19 protein-coding genes are annotated in these 19,983 nt (G+C 69.7%); 12 read left to right on the top strand and 7 right to left on the bottom strand.

Going from position 1 to position 19,983, the window contains the following annotated elements; genetic code table 11:
- The first annotated feature begins 238 nt into the window (after positions 1-238).
- The 11 genes from ASF39_RS03395 to ASF39_RS03350 all read left to right on the top strand — a co-directional run bounded on the left by ASF39_RS03395 (position 239) and on the right by ASF39_RS03350 (position 12,337).
- On the top strand, positions 239-859 hold the full coding sequence (locus ASF39_RS03395) for a TetR family transcriptional regulator (RefSeq protein WP_338011763.1): 621 nt from the start codon (positions 239-241) through the stop codon (positions 857-859).
- 309 nt (positions 860-1,168) lie between these two features.
- The gene (mdh, locus tag ASF39_RS03390) at positions 1,169-2,131 is read left to right on the top strand and encodes a malate dehydrogenase (protein WP_055880704.1); all 963 of its coding nucleotides are present in this window, start codon (positions 1,169-1,171) and stop codon (positions 2,129-2,131) included.
- 116 nt (positions 2,132-2,247) lie between these two features.
- The gene (sucC, locus tag ASF39_RS03385) at positions 2,248-3,444 is read left to right on the top strand and encodes an ADP-forming succinate--CoA ligase subunit beta (RefSeq protein ID WP_055880707.1); all 1,197 of its coding nucleotides are present in this window, start codon (positions 2,248-2,250) and stop codon (positions 3,442-3,444) included.
- 5 nt (positions 3,445-3,449) lie between these two features.
- Positions 3,450-3,839 (top strand): hypothetical protein, encoded by a 390-nt coding sequence (locus ASF39_RS03380; protein ID WP_156648294.1) that lies wholly within the window; start codon positions 3,450-3,452, stop codon positions 3,837-3,839.
- Complete coding sequence (gene sucD, locus ASF39_RS03375; RefSeq protein ID WP_056281012.1) at positions 3,840-4,724, top strand: succinate--CoA ligase subunit alpha; 885 nt, start codon at positions 3,840-3,842, stop codon at positions 4,722-4,724.
- A 153-nt stretch (positions 4,725-4,877) separates the two neighbouring features.
- Positions 4,878-7,871 (top strand): 2-oxoglutarate dehydrogenase E1 component, encoded by a 2,994-nt coding sequence (locus ASF39_RS03370; RefSeq protein ID WP_056281010.1) that lies wholly within the window; start codon positions 4,878-4,880, stop codon positions 7,869-7,871.
- A gap of 65 nt (positions 7,872-7,936) precedes the next feature.
- Positions 7,937-9,247, top strand: a complete 1,311-nt coding sequence (gene odhB / locus ASF39_RS03365) for a 2-oxoglutarate dehydrogenase complex dihydrolipoyllysine-residue succinyltransferase (protein WP_056281008.1) — start codon at positions 7,937-7,939, stop codon at positions 9,245-9,247.
- 247 nt (positions 9,248-9,494) lie between these two features.
- Positions 9,495-9,746, top strand: coding sequence for a DUF4160 domain-containing protein (locus tag ASF39_RS20165; protein ID WP_082494314.1), 252 nt, complete (start codon positions 9,495-9,497; stop codon positions 9,744-9,746).
- Positions 9,743-10,033, top strand: a complete 291-nt coding sequence (locus tag ASF39_RS03360; protein ID WP_055880718.1) for a DUF2442 domain-containing protein — start codon at positions 9,743-9,745, stop codon at positions 10,031-10,033. Before ASF39_RS20165 ends, ASF39_RS03360 begins: the two co-directional genes overlap by 4 nt.
- A gap of 117 nt (positions 10,034-10,150) precedes the next feature.
- Positions 10,151-11,551 (top strand): dihydrolipoyl dehydrogenase, encoded by a 1,401-nt coding sequence (gene lpdA / locus ASF39_RS03355; protein WP_056281005.1) that lies wholly within the window; start codon positions 10,151-10,153, stop codon positions 11,549-11,551.
- Positions 11,552-11,614: 63 nt separating this feature from the next.
- The gene (locus tag ASF39_RS03350) at positions 11,615-12,337 is read left to right on the top strand and encodes a glutathione S-transferase (protein WP_056281004.1); all 723 of its coding nucleotides are present in this window, start codon (positions 11,615-11,617) and stop codon (positions 12,335-12,337) included.
- Here the strand turns inward: ASF39_RS03350 and ASF39_RS03345 are convergent.
- Complete coding sequence (locus tag ASF39_RS03345) at positions 12,291-13,313, bottom strand: tyrosine recombinase XerC (RefSeq protein ID WP_056281002.1); 1,023 nt, start codon at positions 13,311-13,313, stop codon at positions 12,291-12,293. The two genes, ASF39_RS03350 and ASF39_RS03345, sit on opposite strands and share 47 nt — an antisense overlap.
- 242 nt (positions 13,314-13,555) lie before the next feature.
- On the opposite strand from ASF39_RS03345, the gene ASF39_RS03340 reads away from it, so the two are divergent.
- Positions 13,556-14,140, top strand: coding sequence for a histidine phosphatase family protein (locus ASF39_RS03340; protein WP_056280999.1), 585 nt, complete (start codon positions 13,556-13,558; stop codon positions 14,138-14,140).
- Between the two features lie 8 nt (positions 14,141-14,148).
- Here ASF39_RS03340 and ASF39_RS03335 read toward each other — a convergent pair whose 3' ends face one another.
- The 6 genes from ASF39_RS03335 to ASF39_RS03310 form a co-directional block, all read right to left on the bottom strand.
- Complete coding sequence (locus ASF39_RS03335) at positions 14,149-14,898, bottom strand: hypothetical protein (RefSeq protein WP_056280997.1); 750 nt, start codon at positions 14,896-14,898, stop codon at positions 14,149-14,151.
- A 184-nt stretch (positions 14,899-15,082) separates the two neighbouring features.
- Positions 15,083-16,096: a nickel transporter gene (locus tag ASF39_RS03330; protein ID WP_055880734.1), complete on the bottom strand. Its 1,014-nt coding sequence runs from the start codon at positions 16,094-16,096 to the stop codon at positions 15,083-15,085.
- Entirely contained in the window at positions 16,087-16,758 is a 672-nt protein-coding gene (locus ASF39_RS03325; RefSeq protein WP_056280995.1) for a DUF1007 family protein, read from the bottom strand. Before ASF39_RS03325 ends, ASF39_RS03330 begins: the two co-directional genes overlap by 10 nt.
- A gap of 204 nt (positions 16,759-16,962) precedes the next feature.
- Positions 16,963-17,319, bottom strand: coding sequence for a hypothetical protein (locus ASF39_RS03320; protein ID WP_056280993.1), 357 nt, complete (start codon positions 17,317-17,319; stop codon positions 16,963-16,965).
- A 184-nt stretch (positions 17,320-17,503) separates the two neighbouring features.
- Positions 17,504-17,968 (bottom strand): cytochrome c-type biogenesis protein, encoded by a 465-nt coding sequence (locus ASF39_RS03315; RefSeq protein WP_056280991.1) that lies wholly within the window; start codon positions 17,966-17,968, stop codon positions 17,504-17,506.
- Positions 17,965-19,968, bottom strand: coding sequence for a heme lyase CcmF/NrfE family subunit (locus ASF39_RS03310; protein WP_056280989.1), 2,004 nt, complete (start codon positions 19,966-19,968; stop codon positions 17,965-17,967). The genes ASF39_RS03315 and ASF39_RS03310 overlap by 4 nt, the downstream gene beginning before the upstream one ends.
- Positions 19,969-19,983: the final 15 nt, after the last annotated feature.

The following is a 19,983-nucleotide window of genomic DNA, read 5'->3' as shown; positions in this document are numbered from 1 at the left end:
GTGCCGGCCGCCTTTCGAAGAGGACATGGTGCCGATGCGGGCGCGCGCCCACCGGAACGCGGCGGCCCGCGGACGGGATGCCTTCACCAAGCGACCCGCGACGCCCGTCGCCGTGGTCGCGGCGGTGCCGCAGGGGCCGGTCCAAGAGCCGGCCCAGGAGCTGGCCGTCTTGGGCGAGCCCGTCCCCGCCCCGGCCGAGTCGGCACCGGAGGCGTCCGTCCCCCCTGCGGTCCGGCCGCTGCGGGTCGCCCTCCGGTCGCGCCCGGCCACGGTCTCGGCCGACGTGCGCCTGCTCGCCATCGCCTCGGACCATCTCGCCCGGCTGGGCCCCAAGCGCGTCACCGTCGTCGCGGTGGCCGCCGAGGCCGGCATGACCCACGCCAACGTCTATCGCTACTTCCCCTCGAAGGACGCGCTCCTCGACGCCGTGGTCGGGCGCTGGCTGCGCGACGTCGAGGCCGAGCTCGCCCGGATCGCCGACGCGCCGGACCCCGCCGACGACAAGATCGAGCGGCTCCTCACCGCCCTGGCCGCGGCCCAGCGCGAGACCCTGTCGCAGGCGCCCCATCTCTTCGCGGTCCACCTCGATGCCGCGGTGGCGGCACGGCCGATCGCCCGCCGGCACCGGGTCCGCCTGCGCAACCTGGTCGAGCGGGTGGTCGAGGAAGGCATCGGCGCCGGGGCCTTCGTCGCCCGCGACCGCGAGCGGGCCATCGCCTACATCTTCGATGCGAGCTACCGCTTCACCCACCCCCTCGCGATCCAGAACGACGCCGACCTGCCGCGCGACCTCGTCGATCTGCGCTTCGGCGTGGTGATCCAGGCGATTCAGCGCAGCCTGCGTTCCGGCCAGCTCTGACCTCCGGCCCGCCGCTGCCGAAGTGACAGATCCGACCCGCTGTCACGACTGCTTCGCCGCCGAAGCGATATCGCCGTCCTCGCCCTAAGAGACTGGGAAGCCTCGCGTTCTTAGGGGCATCGAAAAGCCGGCCGGGCGCCGGCTGGCCCGAACCCTGCTTTCCCTCGCCTCCCGTCGGCTTGAAGCGGCGCGCCTTTTCCGCCACACCCCGGCGCAACGAGAGCGGGCGGGAAGCCCGGTCCGCGGTTCGACGACCGACGGCTCGGCATCGCAACCGTGGGCAGCCATCACCATCGGAGGTCGTTTTTCATGGCACGCAGCAAGATCGCGCTCATCGGCGCCGGGCAGATCGGCGGAACCCTCGCGCATCTGGCGGGCCTGAAGGAACTCGGCGACGTCGTCCTGTTCGACATCGCCGACGGCGTGCCCCAGGGCAAAGGCCTCGACATCGCCGAATCGGCTCCCGTCGACGGCTTCGACGCCCATTACTCCGGCGCCAGCGATTACGCCGCGATCAGCGGCGCCGACGTGGTGATCGTCACCGCCGGCGTGCCGAGGAAGCCCGGCATGAGCCGCGACGACCTCATCGGCATCAACCTCAAGGTGATGGAGGCCGTCGGCACCGGCATCAAGAACCACGCGCCGGACGCGTTCGTGATCTGCATCACCAACCCGCTCGATGCCATGGTCTGGGCGCTGCAGAAGTTCTCGGGCCTGCCCACGAACAAGGTGGTCGGCATGGCCGGCGTCCTCGATTCCGCCCGCTTCCGCCACTTCCTCGCGGACGAGTTCAAGGTCTCGGTGGAGGACGTCACCGCCTTCGTGCTCGGCGGCCACGGCGACGACATGGTGCCGCTGGTGCGCTACTCCACCGTGGCCGGCGTGCCGCTGCCCGACCTGGTCAAGCTCGGCTGGACGACCCAGGAGAAGCTCGACGCCATGGTCGAGCGCACCCGCAAAGGGGGCGGCGAGATCGTCAACCTCCTCAAGACCGGCTCGGCCTTCTACGCCCCGGCGGCGTCGGCCATCGCCATGGCCGAGAGCTACCTGCGCGACAAGCGCCGGGTGCTGCCCTGCGCCGCCCATCTCTCCGGCGAATACGGCATCGACGGCATGTACGTCGGCGTGCCGATCGTCATCGGCGCAAACGGCGTCGAGCGCATCCTCGAGGTGGAGTTCACGCCCGACGAGAAGGCGATGTTCGACAAGTCGGTGGGCGCGGTAAAGACGCTGCTCGAGGCGTGCAAGGGCATCAATCCCGCGCTCGCCTGACGGCTCGGGCGAATGGGGAGTGGCGAATGGCGAATGGAAGGTCAGCCTTCCGGTCGCCGTGACATCGACGCCCCCTACTCGCCATTCGCCACTCCCCATTCGCCAAAGAGGTTGCGATGAACATCCACGAATACCAGGCCAAGGCGGTGCTCAAGGAATTCGGCCTGCCGGTCTCGCGCGGCGTTCCGATCTTCAAGGCCGAGGAGGCCGAGGCCGCCGCCAGGGAACTGGGCGGCCCGGTCTGGGTGGTGAAGTCGCAGATCCATGCGGGCGGGCGCGGCAAGGGCACGTTCAAGGGCGCGCCGGCCGGGGCCAAGGGCGGCGTGCGCGTCACCAAGTCCATCGACGAGGTCAAGCAGTTTGCCGGCGAAATGCTCGGCGAGACCCTGGTGACGATTCAGACCGGCGAGGCCGGCAAGCAGGTCAACCGCCTCTACATCGAGGAGGGCGCCCAGATCGAGGCGGAGTTCTACCTCTCGATGCTGGTGGACCGCGAGACCGGCAAGGTCGCCTTCGTGGTCTCCACCGAAGGCGGCATGGACATCGAGACGGTGGCCCACGAGACGCCGGAGAAGATCGTCACCTTCTCGGTCGATCCGGCCACCGGCGTGATGCCCCACCACGGCCGCCTCGTCGCCAAGACCCTCGGGCTCACCGGCCCGCAGGCCAAGGAAGCGGGCGATCTCGTCACCAGGCTCTATACGGCGTTCACCGCCAAGGACATGAGCATGCTCGAGATCAACCCGCTGGTGCTCACCGGCGACGGCCATCTCAAATGCCTGGACGCCAAGATCTCGTTCGATTCCAACGCCCTCTACCGCCACCCCGACATCGTGGCCCTGCGCGACGAGACCGAGGAGGACGCCAAGGAGATCGAGGCCTCGAAATACGACCTCGCCTACATCGCCCTCGACGGCACAATCGGCTGCATGGTCAACGGCGCGGGTCTGGCCATGGCAACCCTCGACATCATCAAGCTCTACGGCGAGGAGCCGGCCAACTTCCTCGACGTCGGCGGCGGCGCGAGCGAGGAGAAGGTCACCGCGGCCTTCAAGATCATCACCGCCGACCCGCAGGTGAAGGGCATCCTCGTCAACATCTTCGGCGGGATCATGAAGTGCGACGTCATCGCCCGCGGCGTCATCGCTGCGGTGAAAGCGGTGGGCCTGCAGGTGCCGCTGGTGGTGCGCCTGGAGGGCACCAACGTCGAGCAGGGCAAGGACATTATTCGAAATTCCGGGCTGAACGTGATTTCGGCCGACGACCTCGATGATGCTGCGCAGAAGATCGTGGCTGCGGTCAAGAAGGGCTGAGCGGCTTGCACATTCCGGTCGAAATGGAAATTCCGCTGCTCCTTGGCATTTTTATCCTTGGAGGCATAGGAGTTATCGCTACGCCCGCTTGCGCTGCGGTTTGGAGCATCCGTGGATTGTTTGGACTTCAAGCAGGCGTGCTCACCGGGCAGATCATGCTCGCCGTTCTAACTCTCGTCCCAATATTCAGCGTGTACCAATGTTCAGTCGAAGCCGACCGTCCTCCTATCATCATCGGAGACGCAATGACGGATAACGATGCGACCGTTCGAGGGCTGTTCCTTTTCACCATTGCCGCGGTGCCGGGATCAGTCGCCAGCATGTTCTTCGTGTGGCTCTCGATCCGATCTTTTGTGAAGCAGATGCCCCGCGTCTACTCTGGAGCGCCGACCTAAATGTCCATCCTCATTGACGCATCGACAAAAGTCATCTGCCAGGGCTTCACCGGCAAGAACGGGACCTTCCACTCCGAGCAGGCCATCGCCTACGGCACCAAGATGGTCGGCGGCACCTCGCCCGGCAAAGGGGGTTCCAAGCACCTCAACCTGCCGGTCTTCGACACGGTGGCCGAGGCCCGCGAGGCTACGGGTGCGGATGCCTCTGTCGTCTACGTGCCGCCGCCGGGCGCGGCCGACGCCATCTGCGAGGCGATCCAGGCCGAGATCCCGCTGATCGTCTGCATCACGGAGGGCATCCCGGTGCTCGACATGGTGCGGGTCAAGCGCGCGCTGGAAGGCTCGAAGTCCCGCCTCGTCGGGCCGAACTGTCCCGGCATCGTCACGGCGGGCGAGTGCAAGATCGGCATCATGCCGGCCAACATCTTCAAGCGCGGCTCGGTGGGCATCGTCTCGCGCTCGGGCACCCTGACCTACGAGGCCGTGTTCCAGACCTCGAACGCGGGGCTCGGCCAGACCACGGCGGTGGGTATCGGCGGCGACCCGGTCAAGGGCACCGAGTTCATCTCCATGCTCGAGCTGTTCCTTGCCGACGACAGGACCGAGTCGATCGTGATGATCGGCGAGATCGGCGGCTCGGCCGAGGAAGAAGCGGCGCAGTTCCTCGCCGACGAAGCCAAGCGCGGCCGCAAGAAACCGATGGTCGGCTTCATCGCCGGGCGCACCGCGCCTCCGGGCCGGCGCATGGGGCACGCCGGCGCCATCATCTCCGGCGGCAAGGGCGGCGCCGAGGACAAGATCGCCGCCATGGAAGCGGCCGGCATCCGGGTCTCGCCCTCGCCGGCCCGCCTCGGTTCGACCCTCGTCGAGGTGCTGAAGGGTTGAGGCCGCGTTTGCGGTGCGGTGCATTCCGGTGCGCCGCACCTATATGAAGATGGCGATGCTGGGTTGAGCCCCGCATCGATCGACAACCCGGGTCGGGGCCGACCCGGACGAGGGCCCGAGGGGCGGGCTCTCCAGCGGCAGGATGAACGACCGATGGCACGGATGGACGCGAACGACACGGCGCTCGGGACTTCCTTCCTCACCGGCGGCAACGCCGCCTACATCGAGGCCCTGCAGGCGGACTATTTCCGCGATCCGACCTCGGTGGATCCGGCCTGGGCCGCGTTCTTCAAGTCGCTGGGCGACGACAGGGCGCTGGCCGAGAAGAACGCCGCCGGCGCGTCCTGGGAGAAGCCGCACTGGCCGGTGCAGGCCAACGGCGAGATCGTCTCGGCGCTGGACGGTAACTGGGCCACGGTCGAGAAGGCGATCGGCGACAAGATCCGCGCCAAATCCGACACGGCGAAGGTGGAGCCCAAGGCCGCCGACGGGGCCGCGGCCCCGGCCGCCAGCGCCGCCTCCATCGAGCAGGCGACCAAGGATTCCGTGCGCGCGATCATGCTGATCCGCGCCTACCGCATGCGTGGCCATCTCCACGCCAAGCTCGACCCCCTCGGCCTCGCCCAGCGCGGCGACCAGGCCGAGCTGCACCCCCAGCACTACGGTTTCGAGGAGGCGGATTGGGACCGCCCGATCTTCCTCGACAACGTGCTCGGCCTCGAATACGCGACCATCCGCGAGATCGTCGAGATCCTGGAGCGGACCTACTGCCAGACGCTCGGCGTCGAGTTCATGCACATCTCCGATCCCACCGAGAAGGCGTGGATCCAGGAGCGCATCGAGGGCCGGGGCAAGGAGATCTCGTTCACGCCCGAGGGCAAGCGCGCGATCCTCAACAAGCTGATCGAGGCCGAGGGCTTCGAGAAGTTCCTGGACCTCAAGTACACCGGCACCAAGCGCTTCGGCCTCGACGGCTCGGAATCGATGATCCCGGCCCTGGAGCAGATCATCAAGCGCGGCGGCGCGCTCGGCGTGAAGGAGATCGTCCTCGGCATGGCCCACCGCGGCCGGCTGAACGTGCTCACCAACGTGATGGCCAAGCCCTTCCGGGCGGTGTTCAACGAGTTCAAGGGCGGCTCGGCGAACCCGGCCGAGGTCGAGGGCTCGGGCGACGTGAAGTACCACCTCGGTGCCTCGTCCGACCGCACCTTCGACGACAACAACGTCCACCTCTCGCTCACCGCCAACCCGTCCCACCTCGAGATCGTCGATCCTGTGGTGCTGGGGAAGGTGCGCGCCAAGCAGGACCAGCGCGCCAAGCCGAACGTGCAGCGCACCAGCGTGATGCCGCTCCTCATCCACGGCGACGCCGCCTTCGCGGGCCAGGGCGTGGTGGCCGAGTGCCTCGGCCTGTCGGGCCTCAAGGGCCACCGCACCGGCGGCTCGATCCACTTCATCATCAACAACCAGATCGGCTTCACCACCGACCCGCGGTTCTCGCGCTCCTCGCCCTATCCGTCGGACGTCGCCAAGATGGTGGAGGCGCCGATCTTCCACTGCAACGGCGACGACCCCGAGGCGGTGACTTTCGCCGCCAAGATCGCCACCGAGTACCGCCAGAAGTTCGGCAAGCCGGTGGTCATCGACATGCTGTGCTACCGGCGCTTCGGCCACAACGAGGGCGACGAGCCGGCCTTCACCCAGCCCAAGATGTACCAGCGCATCCGCAAGCATCCGACCGCGCTGGAGACCTACGGCAAGCGCCTCGTCGCCGACGGCGTGATCACCGAGGAGCAGCTGGCCGAGCGCAAGGCGGCGTTCCGCGCCATCCTCGACGGCGAGCTCGAGGTCGCCGGCAACTACAAGGCCAACAAGGCCGATTGGCTCGACGGCCGCTGGTCCGGCTTCAAGGCGGTGCGCGAGGACGTGGACGATCCCCGCCGGGGCAAGACCAGCGTGCCGGCCGAGACGCTGCGCGAGATCGCCCAGCGCATCACCACGCCGCCGCCGGGCTTCCACCTCCACCGCACCATCCAGCGGTTCTTCGACAACCGCGCCAAGGCGGTGGAGACCGGCAAGGGGATCGACTGGGCCACCGCCGAGGCGCTGGCCTTCGGCTCGATGCTGATTGAGGGCCACCGCGTCCGCCTCTCGGGGCAGGACGTCGAGCGCGGCACCTTCTCGCAGCGCCACGCCGTGGTGATCGACCAGGAGAACGAGCAGCGCTACACCTCGCTGAACTCGATCCGCGAGGGCCAGGCCAGCCTCGAGGTCATCAACTCGATGCTCTCCGAGGAGGCGGTGCTCGGGTTCGAGTACGGCTACTCCCTGGCCGAGCCCAACGCCCTGGTGCTGTGGGAGGCGCAGTTCGGCGACTTCGCCAACGGCGCGCAGGTGGTGATCGACCAGTTCATCTCGAGCGGCGAGCGCAAGTGGCTGCGCATGTCGGGCCTGACCCTGCTGCTGCCGCACGGCTACGAGGGCCAGGGGCCGGAGCATTCCTCCGCCCGCCTGGAGCGCTTCCTGCAGATGTGCGCCGAGGACAACATGCAGGTCGCCAACGTGACCACGCCCTCGAACTACTTCCACATCCTGCGGCGCCAGCTCAACCGCGAGTTCCGCAAGCCGCTGGTGCTGATGACGCCCAAGTCCCTGCTGCGCCACAAGAAGGCGGTGTCGAACCTCGACATGCTGGCGGAGGGCTCGACCTTCCACCGCATCCTGTGGGACGACGCCCAGCACGAGCCGGACGGCATCAAGCTGGTGCGCGACGAGAAGATCCGCCGCGTCGTGCTGTGCTCGGGCAAGGTCTATTACGACCTGTTCGACGAGCGCGAGAAGCGCGGGCTCAGCGACGTCTACCTGATGCGCGTCGAGCAGCTCTACCCGTTCCCCCTGAAGGCGCTGGCCACGGAGATGGCCCGCTTCCGCAACGCCGAGGTGGTGTGGTGCCAGGAGGAACCCAAGAACATGGGTCCCTGGGCCTTCGTCGAGCCCTACCTCGAATGGGTGCTCGGCCAGGCCGGCGCCTCGGTGAAGCGCGCCCGCTACGTCGGCCGCCCGGCCTCGGCCTCCACCGCGGTGGGCCTGCTCTCCAAGCACCAGGCGCAGCTCGCGGCCTTCCTCAACGAGGCGCTGGCCGTCTGACGGCCGCGCCCTCTCCTTGTCAGGCCGCGCCCGCCGCGGCCCCAACCCTCCGGGGACGAAACCACATGGCAACCGACATCCTCGTCCCGACGCTCGGCGAATCCGTGAGCGAGGCCACGATCGGCCGCTGGTTCAAGAAGCCGGGCGACATCGTGGCGGCCGACGAGCCGCTGGTGGAACTCGAGACCGACAAGGTCACCCTCGAGGTCAACGCGCCGGCCGCCGGTGAACTCGGCGAGATCGTCGCCAAGGACGGCGAGACGGTGGAGCCCGGCGCCCTGCTCGGCTCGATCGTCGAGGCGGGGGCGGGCGGGGCCAAGCCCGCGCCGAAGAAAGCCGAGGCGAAGGCGACGGAGACCAAGCCGGAGGCCCGGTCCGAAGGCGCGAAGCCGGCCGATTCCGGGCCCGCCACCGAGTCCTCGGCCGGCTACGGCAACCACGGCGAGGGCGCATCGCCCGCCGCGCGCCCCTCAGGCGACAACGGCCCGGCGGTGGCCAAGATGGCGCGTGAAACCGGCATCGATCCCGCCACCCTCGCCGGCACCGGCAAGGACGGCCGCGTGACCAAGGGCGACATGATCGATGCCACGGCCAAGGGGCCGACCCCCGCCGCGGCGCCGGCCCGCGAGGCCAAGGCTCCTCCGGCGCCGCGTCCGGCCTCGAAGCCCGACGACGCCGCGCGCGAAGAGCGCGTGAAGATGTCCAAGCTCCGCCAGACCATCGCCCGGCGCCTCAAGGACGCCCAGGACACGGCGGCGATGCTGACGACGTTCAACGACGTCGACATGGGCGCCGTGATGGCCCTGCGCGCCCAGTACAAGGACATGTTCGAGAAGAAGCACGGCACCAAGCTCGGCTTCATGGGCTTCTTCACCAAGGCGGTGATCGGCGCGCTCAAGGACGTGCCGGCGGTGAACGCCGAGATCGACGGGACCGACCTCGTCTACAAGAACTACTACCACATCGGCATCGCGGTCGGGACCGACAAGGGCCTCGTGGTGCCGGTGGTGCGCGACGCCGACGACCTCTCCATCGCCGGGATCGAGAAGACGATTGCCGGCTACGGGAAAAAGGCGCGCGACGGAAAGCTCTCCATCGACGAGATGCAGGGCGGCACCTTCACCATCACCAACGGCGGCATCTACGGCTCGCTGATGTCGACCCCGATCCTCAACGCCCCGCAGTCGGGCATCCTGGGCATGCACCGCATCGAGGAGCGCCCGGTCGTGCGAGCCGGCAAGATCGAGGCGCGGCCGATGATGTATCTCGCCCTCTCCTACGACCACCGCATCGTTGACGGGAAGGAGGCGGTGACCTTCCTGGTGCGGGTGAAGGAGGCGCTGGAGGACCCGGCCCGGCTCGTGCTGGACCTGTGACACGACGATGTCGGCGGCTGTTGCAATGGCAATCTCACCGGCCATGGCCGCCGACACGGATTTTCCTCCCGCAACATTGATTATCGTGCTCATTCTCGATTCAGCCGCGATAGCTACCCTCGTTTCCCCTGTTTTTCTCTTCTCGCAGTCGATCGTCCAAACACTTCGCCGCTCCGCGGGATGAGGCGTGTGTGTGTCAGCCGAGAGGTTCGTTCGTCCATCCCGAGCCGTACGAGGGGCATGACGGATGCCGGTCGTTGCGAAGGTGGATGGTGTCCGCATCATGTTCTGCGCGAACGAACACCCGCCGCCTCATTTTCATGCCGAAATCGCCGAGCATCGGGCCGTCATCGACATCGCAAGCCTCACGGTGACAGAAGGGTTTCTTCCGATTGCAAAACGACGGACAATTCTGGACTGGGCTGCGTCGCGACAACGCCACCTGAGCCTCGCTTTCCTTCGGGCGACAGCACATGAGAAAGTTGAGCCGATCGCATGAAGAAGCTGCCTCGGGTCGCAACCGCCGAGCCCGTCATCCATGGTGTGCTCAAGCTGATCTTCCTGGACGGCTATGAAGGCGTCATCGATCTTCGTCCGCTCATCGCCCGCGGCAAGGTGTTCACCTGGCTGCAGGACCCTGAGAATTTCTCGGGCGTGCGCGTCGACGAGTACGGGCACTCCATCTCGTGGACGGACGAGAGCGGTTACACCCTCGACTTCGGAGCCGACTCGCTGAGGCGAGACTGCGAGCGTCAGGCCGAGATCCACAAGCTGATGGTCGGGTGATCCCGACCGTGCTGCCGAATGGTTCGTCCACGAGCCATACCGATTCTGCCGAACCGTGATGCCGGGCTGCAAAACGCGGTGGTCGCCCGATGTCGCGACAGCTGTTGAAGGAAGACCATGTCCTACGATCTCGTCGTCATCGGCACCGGCCCCGGCGGTTACGTCTGCGCCATTCGCGCCGCGCAGCTCGGCCTGAAGACGGCGGTGGTGGAAAAGCGGGCGACGCATGGCGGCACCTGCCTCAACGTCGGCTGCATCCCGTCCAAGGCTCTGCTCCACGCCTCGGAGGCGTTCGAGGAGGCGGGCACGCATTTCGCCGACATGGGCGTGATCGTGAATGCCCCCAAGCTCGACCTCGCCAAGATGATGGCGTTCAAGCAGGACGGCGTCGACGGCAACACCAAGGGCGTCGAATACCTGCTCAAGAAGAACGGCATCGACACCTATCGCGGCACCGGCCGGTTGGCGGGTGCCGGCCGGGTCGAGGTGCTGTCGGAGGACGGCGGCAACCGGATGCTGGAGACCAAGAACGTGGTCATCGCCACGGGCTCGGACGTGACGCGGCTGCCCGGCGTCACCATCGACGAGACGGTGGTGGTCTCCTCCACCGGCGCCCTCGATCTGAAGAGCGTGCCGGGCAAGCTCCTCATCATCGGCGCCGGCGTCATCGGCCTCGAACTCGGCTCGGTCTGGCGGCGGCTGGGCTCCGACGTCACGGTGGTCGAATACCTCGACCGGATCCTGCCGGGCATGGACGGCGAAACCGCCAAGCAGTTCCAGCGCATCCTGGGCAAGCAGGGCATCGCCTTCAAGCTGTCCTCGAAGGTCACCGGCGTCGAGGTCGCGGCCGGGGCGGCGGCGGTCACCGTGGAGCCGGCCGCCGGCGGCGAGCCCGAGACCCTGGCGGCCGACGTGGTGCTGGTGGCGGTGGGGCGGGTGCCCTACACCGAGGGCCTCGGCCTCGACACGGTGGGGGTCGGCCTCGACAACAAGGGCCGTATCCAGACCGACAGCCACTACGCCACCAACGTCACCGGCATCTACGCCATCGGCGACGTCATCAGTGGGCCGATGCTGGCCCACAAGGCCGAGGACGAAGGCGTGGCGGTGGCCGAACTCCTCGCCGGCCAATCGGGCCACGTGAACTACGGCGTCATCCCCAACGTGGTCTACACCTATCCGGAGGTCGCCTCGGTGGGGAAGACCGAGGAGGAGCTGAAGAAGGACGGGATCGGCTACAACACCGGCAAGTTCCCCTTCACGGCCAACGGCCGCGCCAAGGTCAACCACACCACCGACGGCTTCGTGAAGATCCTGGCCGACGCCAGGACCGACCGGGTGCTGGGCGTCCACATCGTCGGGGCGGACGCCGGCAACCTCATCGCCGAGGTGGCGGTGGCGATGGAGTTCGGGGCGAGCGCCGAGGACGTGGCCCGCACCTGCCACGCCCACCCGACGCTCACCGAGGCGGTCAAGGAAGCGGCCCTGGCGGTGGGCAAGCGGGCGATCCACATCTGAGAGCGCCGCTCGACCGCCGGTTTCCGTCGCAGGACCGCCGGCCACCCTCGCGGAACCCGCATCGTGCCCTACGAGCTGCATGACTGGCCCACCATCCTGGGGCGCGGCGAGTTCGTCCGCCTCGCCCTGGAGGAGGCCGGTGCCGCCTATGTGGACGTCGCCCGCTGCGACGAGGCGGAAGGCGGCGGGCTCGGCGCGTTGGTGGCGCGGCTGCAGGACCCCACGGCCGCACGCCCGTCCTTCGCCCTCCCCGTCCTGAAGGACGGGACGGTGACCATCGGCCAGACCGCGGCGATCCTGCTCTATCTCGGGCCCCGCCTCGGGCTGGTGCCGCAGTCGGAGGCCGACCGACTCTGGACGCACCAGATCCAGCTCACCGTCGCCGACATGGTGACGGAGGCCCACGACACCCATCACCCCATCGCCGTCGGCCTCGCCTACGAGGACCAGAGGCTGGAGGCCCTGCGGCGGGCCGAACACTTCCGCCGCGAGCGCATCCCGGAATTCTTCGCCTGGTTCGAGCACCTGCTCGCCCGCAACGGCGGCCGTCACCTCGTCGGACGCGCGCTCACCTATGCCGACCTGTCGCTGTTCCAGCTGGTGGAGGGCCTGCTCTACGCCTTCCCTCGCGCCGCCCGCGCCGAACTCCGCGAGAGCCCGCACCTGAGCGCGCTCCACGCCGCGGTTCCCGCGCGCCCGCGGATCGCCGCTTATCTCGCCGGACCGCGTCGGATTCCGTTCAACGAGGACGGGATCTTTCGGCGCTACCCGGAGCTGGACGGATAGGCGCCGTGCCGGCCCGCGGGTGCGCCGCGTCGAACGCCTCCATCAGGCGGGCGGCATCGACCCGCGTGTAGAGCTGGGTCGTCGAGAGCGAGGCGTGGCCGAGCAACTCCTGGATCGCCCGCAACTCGCCCCGGCGGCCGAGCAGGTGTGTCGCGAAGGAGTGGCGCAGGGCGTGCGGCGTGGCGCTGTCGGGCAGGCCGAGGCCGGCCCGCATCGCGGCCACCGCATATTGGATGATCCGCGGCGACAGCGGCCCGCCCCTGGCCCCCACGAACAGCGGCCCCTCGCCCGGCAGCGGGTGCGGGCAGGCGGCGAGGTAGGCGGCCACCGCCTCGGCCACCACCGGCAGCACCGGCACCATCCGCTGCTTGTCGCCCTTGCCGGTCACCGTCACGGCGTCGATGCCGGGCACCGGCGCATCGCGCCGCGCCAGGCCGAGGGCCTCGGAGATGCGAAGACCCGAGCCGTAGAGGAGCGCCAGCACGGCGGCGTCGCGGGCGAGGATCCAGGGCTCGCGGGTCTCGCCGGCCCGCACATCGGCTCCGGTCATGGCGCGGGCCGCCGCGATCGGGATCGGCCGGGGCAGGCGCCGCTCGACCTTGGGCGACCGCACGGCACCGAGCGCCGCCACGGTGCCGTGACCGTCGCGTTCCAGATGTCGCGCGAACGAGCGCAAGCCCGCCAGGGCCCGCATCAGCGAGCGCCCGCCGACGCCCTCGGCGCGCCGCGCGGCCATGAAGGCGCGCAGGTCGCGGGGTTTCAGGGCGACGAGGTCGGCGATCCCCGGAGGGCCTTGCCGCCCCTGGAGATGGTGGAGGAACTGGCGCAGGTCGCGGCCGTAGGCCTCGACGGTGTTGCCGGCCATGCGGCGTTCCCGCGCCAGGCAATCCTGCCAGGCCTGTGCCGCCGTCCGCACGCCGGCGTCGCCCGGCCATCCCAACGCGTCGGTCCTCGGGGAGAGCGTCGTCGGGACCATGGAGACCCTGCCGGGCGAGGAACCACATCGGTCGAGACCGGCGGCCCCGCCGCGGCACGCTACGGTCGGGCGGGTTTACATCGGGTGTCCGGCTACGGTCCCTATGGCACTGCCGTCGACCGGCGCACCCGCATCGTCGTCTGACCGGGCGCACGACGCGCTTCTCACGCCGTATCGCTCCGGCTATGGACAGCGGGTCAAAAAACCGTCGACACCGACACGGTACGTCAGCACTGGACCGCATGACCCTTCAGCGCATCGTCTGCATCCGCCACGGCGAATCCACCTTCAACGCCGCCCATCGCGCCACCGGGCGCGACCCAGGGCACATCGATGCGCCGCTCACGACGCGCGGCCTGTCGCAGGTCGCGGCGGCGCGCCGGGCCCTGCGCGACGTGCCCTTCGAGGTGGTGGTGACCTCGCCCCTCACCCGCGCCATCCAGACCACCGTGGGCCTGTTCGCCGAGCATCCGGCCCGGCCCGAGATCCTGGTGGAGGTGCTGCACCGCGAGTGCCAGGAGAGCAGCTGCGACGTCGGCCGCGCCGCCTCGCTGATCGCCGCCGAATTTCCCGACATCCGGGTCGACCACCTGCCGGAGACCTGGTGGTACGCGGAGGGCGAGCCGCATCCCAGCGGGTTCCACATCGAGCCGCGCACCGTCTTCGACGCCCGCGTCGCCGCATTCCGGGACTGGCTCGCCGCTCGGCCGGAGCGCACGATCGCGGTGGTCGGGCACGGGACGTTCTTCTTCCACCTCACCGGGGTCTGGCTCGACAACTGCGAGACCGTCGAACTGGACCTGGCGAGCGCCCCCGCCCTGTCCTGAGGCCGGCGTCAGCCGGCCGCGATCCTGCCCGCGATCCTGCCCGCGATCCTGCCCGCGATCCTGGCCGCATCGAGCCGTTCGCGCGCGCGCAACGGGTCGATGTCGCCCGCCTGCCGACCGATGAGCAGGGCCTCGTCGAGGATCGTCATGGCACTCGTCCAGGTGCCTGGCGAGAAGGGAGCCGCAGCCGCGGCGACATCGGCGGCACAGCGCGCATCGCCAGCCGACCGCACCGCCGCGGCGGCGGCGCGGGCCACCGCCGAGGCCAGCGCACCGCGCCGCCACTCGCCCCGTTCCGAGTCGCCTTGTGCCGCCGCACCGCCGCGCCATTCGGCCGTGCGGGCCGCCGAGACGGCGGCGTCGAGATCCCGCAGGTCGTCGCAGCGGGCGGCCAGATCCGAAAAGCCCGCCCGGTCGAGGAGCGGCGGCAGGATGCGGCGGATGCCCTCCAGCGCCAGGAAGGCGGTGCGTTTGGCCTCGACGTCCGCCCCGTCCGCCGATCCCGACAGCCGCAGCACGAAGGCCATCAGCCGGGGCCGCTCCGCGTCGGGCATGGTGTCGTTGAGGCCCAGGGCATAGGCGGCCAGCGGCGGCGAGAAGCAGGGCGGGCAATCGGCGGACGAGCGGATGGCGCGGTAGGGCAGCCCGGCCGCCACCACCGCCGCCTCGTTGATGCAGGTGCCGCCATCGGGCCCCGGAAAATCGTGCGAGCCGGCCAGCAGCCGCCAGTCGAGGATGTGGTCGAAGCTCGCCGCCATGCCGTCCCGTTCCTGAGCCGTCCCGTCCCTGATCGCTCCGCAGCCTGCCACGTCGCGGGTGGGCTGGCGAGGGGGCGTTCTTCAGCGGACCCGGCATCGGCGGGCCCACGCCAGGTCCGCTTAGGGTCTTGGCGGGGAAGCAGGTTTTCGTCGGGATTCCGGCGACCGCCGACCCGAAACCCGCTCAGCCGCCGACGCCGACCGACAGGCCCGCGAGCATGGCGAGGCCCAGCACCAGCACGAAGGCTCCTGCCACCACCTCGAGGCCGGCGATGACCATGGCGCCGGTGGTGCCCCGCCCGCCGGCGAGGCGCAGGGCGAAGGCCTTGGCGAAGACCGCGAGGCTGGCCAGGACGCCGGTGGTCAGGGCGGTGCCCAGGGCCATGGCGAAGGTCGCCGCGATGCCGGCCGCCAGCATGCCCTGCGAGGCCGAGAACACCAGGATGAGGATGGCGCCTGCGCAGGGGCGCGAGCCTGCGGCCAGGACGACGCCCACGCGCGCCGACCAGCCGTCGAGGCGGCCGACGGCGGCGGCATCGTTGAGATGCACGTGTCCGCAATCCGGGGCGCAGGCGGCGGGGGACCCTCCCCGGACCACGGCGGCGAGGCGCCCGGCCTTGCGCCAGGTCATGGCGAGGCCGAGCAGGGCCACGAGGGCGAAGCTCACGGTCTCGATGGCGGTGCCGGCCCGGGTCAGGGTCGCGGCGGTGGCGCCGAGAAGCAGGGTCCCGATCCCGACGATGGCGATGGCGACGAGGGCCTGGAGCAGGGCGGCGGCCGCACTCAGGGTGAAGCCGCGCAGGAGCGCCCGCTCGCCCGCCAGGAGATAGCCGGCGATCACCGCCTTGCCGTGGCCCGGCCCGGCGGCATGGAAGACGCCGTAGCCGAAGCCGAGGGCCAGCATGGGGCCGTAGCCGCCGCCCGCCCGGATCGCGGCGAGCGCGGTCTGGAGGCTGCGGGAGAAACTGGCCTGCAGGGCGAGGATCCAGCCGCCGAGCCCGGTCGCGGCCGGTGCGGCCTCGCGCAGTCCCATGCCGAAGGGCGAGCGGGCCGGCGCGGGGGCGGCGACGGGTGCGAGCAGGAGCGACAGGCCGGCGAGGACGAGGCCCGCGAGCAGGATCGCTCCGGCGGCGACCAGCAGCCGCGCGCCGAGCCGGGAGGGCTCCGGCACGGTGCCCGACGCGACCCCTACGGACATGCCACCAGGATCCGGTTGGCGAACTGCTCGCCATAGGTGGAGGCGTTGGTGAGTGCCTCGAAGAAGGCCTCCGACATGCCGGGCTTGGCGGCATTGGCCTGCGCCGGTGGCGCGGCATCGGATTTCGCGCGGGTGACGGTGATGGCGCAGCCGCTCGGCGCATCGGCGAGCCTGGCGACGTCGGCGGCATCCGACAGGCTGAAGGCCACGAAGTAGGTGGGGTCGTAGACCTCCAGCGCCGCGACGCCGCGCCCCTGCGCCACGGGGCTCTTGAGCGGCAGGAGGAAGCTCAGGGTGAGCGTGTCGCCCTCCATCGCCATCCGCGGTTCGGCGGGCTCGGCGAAGGGCTGGTCCTTGCCCGCCACCTTGAGCTTGGTGAAGTAGCCGAACTCGGCGAGGTTGGTGGTGTTCTCGGTGGCGAGCCCGGCCAGTTCCTCCGGGCTGAGCTTGCCGTCGCCGTTGGTGTCGAGCCCCTGCGTCACGAAGGCCGAGTAGGACGCATCGAAGGTCCAGGCATGGCGGATGCCGGTGACGCGACCGCCGGGGCCGTAGGCGACCTGCGCCTTGGCGGTGATCCAGACATGGGGATGGGCCTGCGCGGTGCCGGGCAGGGCGAGCGCGAGGGCGAGCGCGAGGAGGGGGAGCGAGGCGTTGGGCTTCATGTCGCTCGGCACGCTCGCGGCTCGTGGTTAACGCATCGTTATCGCCGGGCCACACGGCTGGCCGGCAACCCCGTGGTCTCGTTTGACTGGGGCGAAAGCGAGGCGTCGCCGTGGCCGCAGGGTCGTCGACGACAAAAGCCCGGCCGCGTCGGCGGTCGGGCTCTTCTTCGGGCATCGCGGCGGGCGGCCCGCGCCGGAGGCGCGTCAATCGTTCGCGATGTCGGCCGCGGCCACCTCGACCCGGTCGCCGCGCCGGGAGAACGCCACCGTGGCGTCGCGGCCGTCGGCACCGAGCGCGCCCGGCACCGAGAGGTGCACCGTCTGGTCGGGGTTGAGGGTGGTGACCATGCGGACCACCTGCGGGATGTCCGAGCCGGAGTTGACGGCGGCGAGGGTGGCGACCACCCGGTATCCGCCCTTCTCGGCGGTGTAATAGGCGGAGCCGCGGAAGGTGCCGAGGTCGATCGTGCTGGACCGGTTCGCCTGCAGCTCGGCCGCGAATGCGGTGCCGGAGACGAGGGCGAGGGTGGCGGCGGCCAGAAGCGTGGGGAGCGTGCGCATCGTCGTGAAACCTGTGCGGTTACTGCCGCCGGGAGTGCCCGAACGGGAGCCGGTAGCACCGGGAGACCGCAAGATGCCGACGAAATGGTGCGTTGCGAAGAGCGAAATATCGCAACGCAAAAATGCCCTCCTTGCATAGCTCGTTTGAAAAATCACGAAGCCATGCGTGAGGTAACGGGGTGGATCACTCGCGCTTGGTCAGGGCGGCGATCTCCGCCTCCTCGAGCGCGGTCAAGCGCTCGGGGGTTGCCGCCACCGCCCGTCGCCTCGCCAGGCGCCAGATCCCGAAGGCGCCGAGCCCGAGCACGAGGATCGGGGTCAGCCACAGGAGCAGGGTGTGGAGGGCGAGGACCGGGCGCAGCAGCACATATTCGCCGTAGCGGCCGACCACGTAGTCGCGCACCTGGGTGTCGTCGTCGCCGGCCTTGAGGCGCTCGCGCACGATGAGGCGCAGGTCGCGGGCCAGCGGCGCATCGGAATCGTCGATCGACTGGTTCTGGCAGACGAGGCAGCGCAGGCCCGAGGAGATGTCGCGGGCCCGCGATTCCATCCGCGGGTCGCTCAGCACCTCGTCGGGCTGGACGGCATGGGCGCCGCCCGCGAGCAGCGCAAGGCCGAGGGCGAGAACGGGGAGGCGCAGCGTCCTCATTCCGCCGGCACCGCCGTCGGGGGCAGCGGCCGCGCCTTGGCCTTGGCCGGAGCCCCCACCCGCATCCGCCGGTCGGTGATGGAGACGGCACCGCCCAGCGCCATCACGACCGCGCCGAGCCAGATCAACAGCACGAGGGGCTTGTAGTAGAGGCGCAGGCCGATGCTGCCGTCTGCCATGACCTCGCCGATGCTGGCGTAGACCTGGCTGGCGCCCACCGTCAGCAGGCCGGACTCCGTCACCGTCATCTTGCGGCTCGGGTAGAACCGCTTGCCGGTCTCGAGGGTGCCGACCTTGTCCCCGTTCAGGGTGCGGATGGTGAGGAAGGCGGCCGTCTCCTCGTAGTTCTCGCCCGGCCTCGGCCCGACCCGATCGAGGGTGGCGCTGTAGGGGCCCGAGGCCAGGGACTGGCCCGGCTTGACCACCGAGAGGCCTTCCGTCGCCCAGCCCTGGGCGGCGATGCCGAGCACGACGATGCCGACGCCGGCATGGGCCAGGGCCGTTCCCCAGGCCGAGCGCGGCAGGCCGATCGCCCGGCGCATCACGTCGGCCGGCTTAGAGGAGCGCGAGTTGCCGTAGCCGCGGGCCCGCGACACGATCTCCATGATCGAGCCCAGCACGAGGTAGGCGCCGAGTCCGATGCCGATGGGGGCCATCACCGGTCCGCCCCAGGTCAGCGCCATGGCGGCGAGGCCGACCACGAGGGCGAGGCCCAGCGCCGCGAACAGGCGCTGGCTGGCGGCGTGGACGTCGCCGCGCTTCCACGCGAGGGTCTGGCCGAAGGGCACGATCAGCAGCAGCGGGATCGCGATCGGCACGAAGGTGTAGTTGAAGAAGGGCGGTCCCACCGAGATCTTCTCGCCGGTCAGCATCTCCAGGAGCAGCGGATAGAGCGTGCCCACGAACACGGTGGCGCAGCCGGCGGCCAGGAACAGGTTGTTCATCACCAGGGCGCCCTCGCGGGAAATCGGTGCGAACAGGCCGCCCTGGCGCAGCATCGGCGCCCGCCAGGCGAACAGCGCCAGCGAACCCCCCACGAACAGGATCAGGATGGCGAGGATGAACACGCCCCGGGTCGGGTCGGTGGCGAAGGTATGCACCGAGGTCAGCACGCCCGAGCGCACGATGAAGGTGCCCAGCAGCGACAGCGAGAAGGTGAGGATGGCCAGCAGCACCGTCCAGACCTTGAGGGCGTCGCGCTTCTCCATCACCACGGTGGAGTGCAGGAGCGCGGTGCCGGCGAGCCAGGGCATCAGCGAGGCGTTCTCGACCGGGTCCCAGAACCACCAGCCGCCCCAGCCGAGCTCGTAATAGGCCCAGTACGAGCCCATCGCGATGCCGAGCGTCAGGAAGCTCCAGGCGGTGAGCGTCCAGGGCCGCACCGCCCGTGCCCAGACCGCGTCGATGCGCCCGTCGATGAGCGCGGCGATGGCGAAGGCGAAGGTGATCGAGAACCCGACGTAGCCGACGTAGAGCAGCGGCGGATGCACCGCGAGGCCGAAGTCCTGCAGCAGCGGGTTGAGGTCGTTGCCCTCGAGGGGGGCCGGGTTGACCCGGTTGAACGGATTCGAGGTCGTGATGATGAACAGCACGAACACGAAGGTCACGAGGCCCTGGACGGCGAGCGTGTTGGCGCGCAGCACCGCCGGCACCGACTCCTTAGCCACCGCCACCAGCGCCCCGAACAGGGCGAGGATGAGGACCCAGAGCAGCATCGAGCCCTCGTGGTTCCCCCAGACGCCGGAGATCTTGTAGAGGAAGGGCTTGGTCGTGTGCGAGTTCTCGACCACGTTCTGGACGGAGAAGTCCGAGGTCGCGTGGGCGTAGGTGAGCGCCGCGAACGAGAACAGGATGCAGCCGAACGCCCCGAGGGCGGCCGGCGTCGCCACGGCGCGCATGGCCGCGTCGCCCGAACGGGCGGCCCAGATCGGGATCACGATCTGGACGAGGGAGAGCGCCAGCGCCAGCGCCAGCGCGAAATGGCCGACCTCGATCAGCAAGGGTGCCTCTCCTTT

It is taken from the genome of Methylobacterium sp. Leaf108, from assembly GCF_001423265.1.
In the GTDB taxonomy this organism is placed as follows: Bacteria; Pseudomonadota; Alphaproteobacteria; order Rhizobiales; family Beijerinckiaceae; genus Methylobacterium.
This window is presented reverse-complemented; position numbering and strand designations above follow the sequence as displayed.